This is a genomic window from Thauera aminoaromatica S2, from assembly GCF_000310185.1.
Lineage (GTDB): Bacteria > Pseudomonadota > Gammaproteobacteria > Burkholderiales > Rhodocyclaceae > Thauera > Thauera aminoaromatica.
Genome location: NZ_AMXD01000239.1, coordinates 1 through 2651, shown reverse-complemented (window position 1 = coordinate 2651; position 2651 = coordinate 1). Strand labels below are relative to the sequence as shown.

Annotated in this window: 5 protein-coding genes; 2 read left to right on the top strand and 3 right to left on the bottom strand. The window is 73.5% G+C overall.

What is annotated here, in order from left to right; genetic code table 11:
* Both ygfZ and C665_RS19120 read left to right on the top strand, forming a co-directional pair.
* A partial coding sequence (ygfZ, locus tag C665_RS19125) for a CAF17-like 4Fe-4S cluster assembly/insertion protein YgfZ (protein ID WP_004327627.1) occupies positions 1 to 396 on the top strand: 396 nt, incomplete at its 5' end.
* Between the two features lie 54 nt (positions 397 to 450).
* Positions 451 to 1251 carry an NRDE family protein gene (locus tag C665_RS19120; protein ID WP_004327625.1) on the top strand — a complete coding sequence of 267 codons (801 nt, stop codon included), beginning with the start codon at positions 451 to 453 and terminating at the stop codon, positions 1249 to 1251.
* 33 nt (positions 1252 to 1284) lie between these two features.
* Here C665_RS19120 and C665_RS19115 read toward each other — a convergent pair whose 3' ends face one another.
* From C665_RS19115 to tadA, 3 genes are all read right to left on the bottom strand, one after another.
* The gene (locus tag C665_RS19115) at positions 1285 to 1710 is read right to left on the bottom strand and encodes a GNAT family N-acetyltransferase (RefSeq protein ID WP_004327623.1); all 426 of its coding nucleotides are present in this window, start codon (positions 1708 to 1710) and stop codon (positions 1285 to 1287) included.
* Positions 1707 to 2186 (bottom strand): L,D-transpeptidase, encoded by a 480-nt coding sequence (locus C665_RS19110; RefSeq protein WP_004327621.1) that lies wholly within the window; start codon positions 2184 to 2186, stop codon positions 1707 to 1709. The genes C665_RS19115 and C665_RS19110 overlap by 4 nt, the downstream gene beginning before the upstream one ends.
* On the bottom strand, positions 2187 to 2651 hold a 465-nt coding region (tadA, locus tag C665_RS19105; RefSeq protein ID WP_004327619.1), incomplete at its 5' end, for a tRNA adenosine(34) deaminase TadA.

Here is a 2651-nt window from a genome sequence, read left to right as displayed (position 1 = left end):
CGCGCCGGCCTGGCGCTGGTCACCGCGCCCACCCAGGAAGAGTTCGTCGCCCAGATGCTCAACTACGAGCTCATCGGCGGGGTGGACTTCCACAAGGGCTGCTATCCGGGCCAGGAGATCGTCGCGCGCACCCAGTACCTCGGCAAGCTCAAGAAGCGCACCTACCGCCTCGCCCTGCCCGCCGGCAGCACGGCCGCGCCCGGCACCGACGTCTATGCGCCCGACTTCGGCGAGCAGTCCGCCGGCAAGCTGGTCAACGTCGCACCGACCGCCGACGGTGGCGTCGAGGCGCTCGCGGTGATCCAGTCGAGCAGCGCGGAAGCCGGCGAGATCCGTGTCGGCGCGCCCGACGGGCCGCGCGCAGACCTGCTCGACCTGCCGTATGCGCTCGCCTGACGGGCACCGCGACCGGGCCCGGGGGCCTGGTCGTACTCGCCGAGGCGCGTAGCCATGTGCCTGATCGTCTTCGCCTGGCAGGCGCATCCCGACTATCCGCTGGTGGTCGCGGCCAACCGCGACGAATATCTTGCGCGCCCCGCCGCGCCCGCGCATTGGTGGGTGGACGCACCCGAGCTGCTCGCCGGCCGCGACCTCGAGGCCGGCGGCACCTGGATGGGCCTTACGCGCGGCGGCCGCTTCGCCGCGTTGACCAACTACCGCGACCCCAGCCGCCACATCGCCGGCGCGCCCTCGCGCGGCGCCCTGGTGCGCGAGGCGCTCGAGGATGTCCGCCCGGCGCCCGCCACGCTGCAGGCCGTGCAGGCGAGCGCGGGCAACTACGCCGCCTTCAACCTGCTGGTGGGCGACGCCGACCGGCTCGGCGTGCTCGAGAGCACCACCGGCGGGCTGCGCATGCTGGAGCCGGGATACTACGGCCTGTCCAACCACTTGCTCGACAGCCCCTGGCCCAAGCTGGTGAAGACGCGCGCAGCACTCGCCGGCAAGCTCGAGGCGCTGCCGACGTCAGGCCCGGCCGCGGCGACGGAGGATGCGCTCGTCGCCGGCCTCCTCGGCCTGCTGCGCGACCCCGCGCCCGCGCCCGACCCGCACCTGCCCGCGACCGGCGTAAGCCTGGAGTGGGAGCGCTGGCTGTCGCCCGCCTTCATCCGCGCACCCGGCTACGGCACGCGCTGCAGCAGCGTGGTGCTGCGCGATCGCAAGGGCCGTACCCGCCTCGTCGAATGGACCTGGGACGCCGATGGGGAACTGCGCAGCCGGGTCGAGCACGCGTTCGGCGCCGGCACGACCTGAACGCCGCGCGCAATGCGCTCGCGTGCGCGGCCGCTACACCGGCCGCCGCATCGCGCGGTGGGGAATGCCCGCTTCCATGAAGACCTCGCCCACCGGCTCGAAGCCGTGGCGCAGGTAGAAGTCGAGCGCGTGGGTCTGCGCATTGAGCGCGACTTCGTTCAGCCCGCGCCGCGCCGCCTCGGCGATCAGCGCCTGCAGCACCGCACCGCCCACCCCGGCGCCGCGCGCCTCACGCAGCACCGCCATGCGGCCGATGTGACCGTCGGGCAGCAGGCGCCCGGTGGCGATCACCCGTCCCTCGGCATCGTGCGCGATCGCGTGCCGGCACACCGCGTCGAAGGCGTCACGCTCGATCTCCTCGGGCACGCCCTGCTCCACCACGAAGACCCCGGTACGCACCGGCATCACCCGCGCCTCGGCCTCGTCCCAGCCCACCACCTCGATCCGCACGCCCTTCATTCGACGATCTCCACCACCGTGCCCGCCGGCACGAGCTCGAACAGCTCGATGATGTCGTGGTTGCGCATGCGCACGCAGCCGTGCGAGCGCGCAACGCCCATGGGCTGGTCGTCGCCGGTGCCGTGCAGGTAGATGTAGCGCCGCATGGTGTCGACCTCGCCACCGCGGTTGCGCCCAGGCTCCTCGCCGCACAGCCACAGGATGCGCGACAGGATCCAGTCGCGCCCCGGGTGGGCGGCCGCGAACTCCGCCGTCCACACCTCGCCGGTCGGCCTGCGCCCGCGGAACACCGCACCCGCCGGTGCGCCCGCGCCGATGCGCGCACGGATACGGTGGCGGCCGCGCGGCGTGCACAGGCTGCCGCTGCGCTCGCCCGCACCGCGTTCGCCGGTCGACACCGCGTAGCGGCGGATGCAGGCGCCGTCGGCGCCGAAGAGCTCCAGGCACTGCCGACCGAGGTCCACGCGGAGGTGCATTCAGGCCACCAGCGTGCGCCCGCGGCGGGCGGCGAAGAAGCTCGACAACATGCGCCCGCACTCGTCGGCGAGCAGTCCGCCCTCGATGGTGGCGTGATGGTTGAGGCGCGGCTCGGCGAAGAGATCGAGCACGCTGCCGGCGACACCGGTCTTGGGGTCGCGCGCACCGAACACCACGCGCGCGATGCGGGCGTGCATGATCGCACCCGAGCACATCGCGCAGGGCTCCAGGGTGACGTAGAGCTCGCAGCCGGGCAGGCGGTAGTTGCCGAGGTGCGCCGCGGCGTCGCGCAGCGCCATGATCTCGGCGTGCGCGGTAGGGTCGTGGCGCCCGATCGGTTGGTTGAAGCCGCGGCCGACGATCTCGCCCCCGCACACCACCACCGCGCCCACCGGCACCTCGTCCGCGGCCCCGGCCGCGCGCGCCTGCTCGAGCGCAGCGCGCATGTAGTCTTCGTCGTTCAT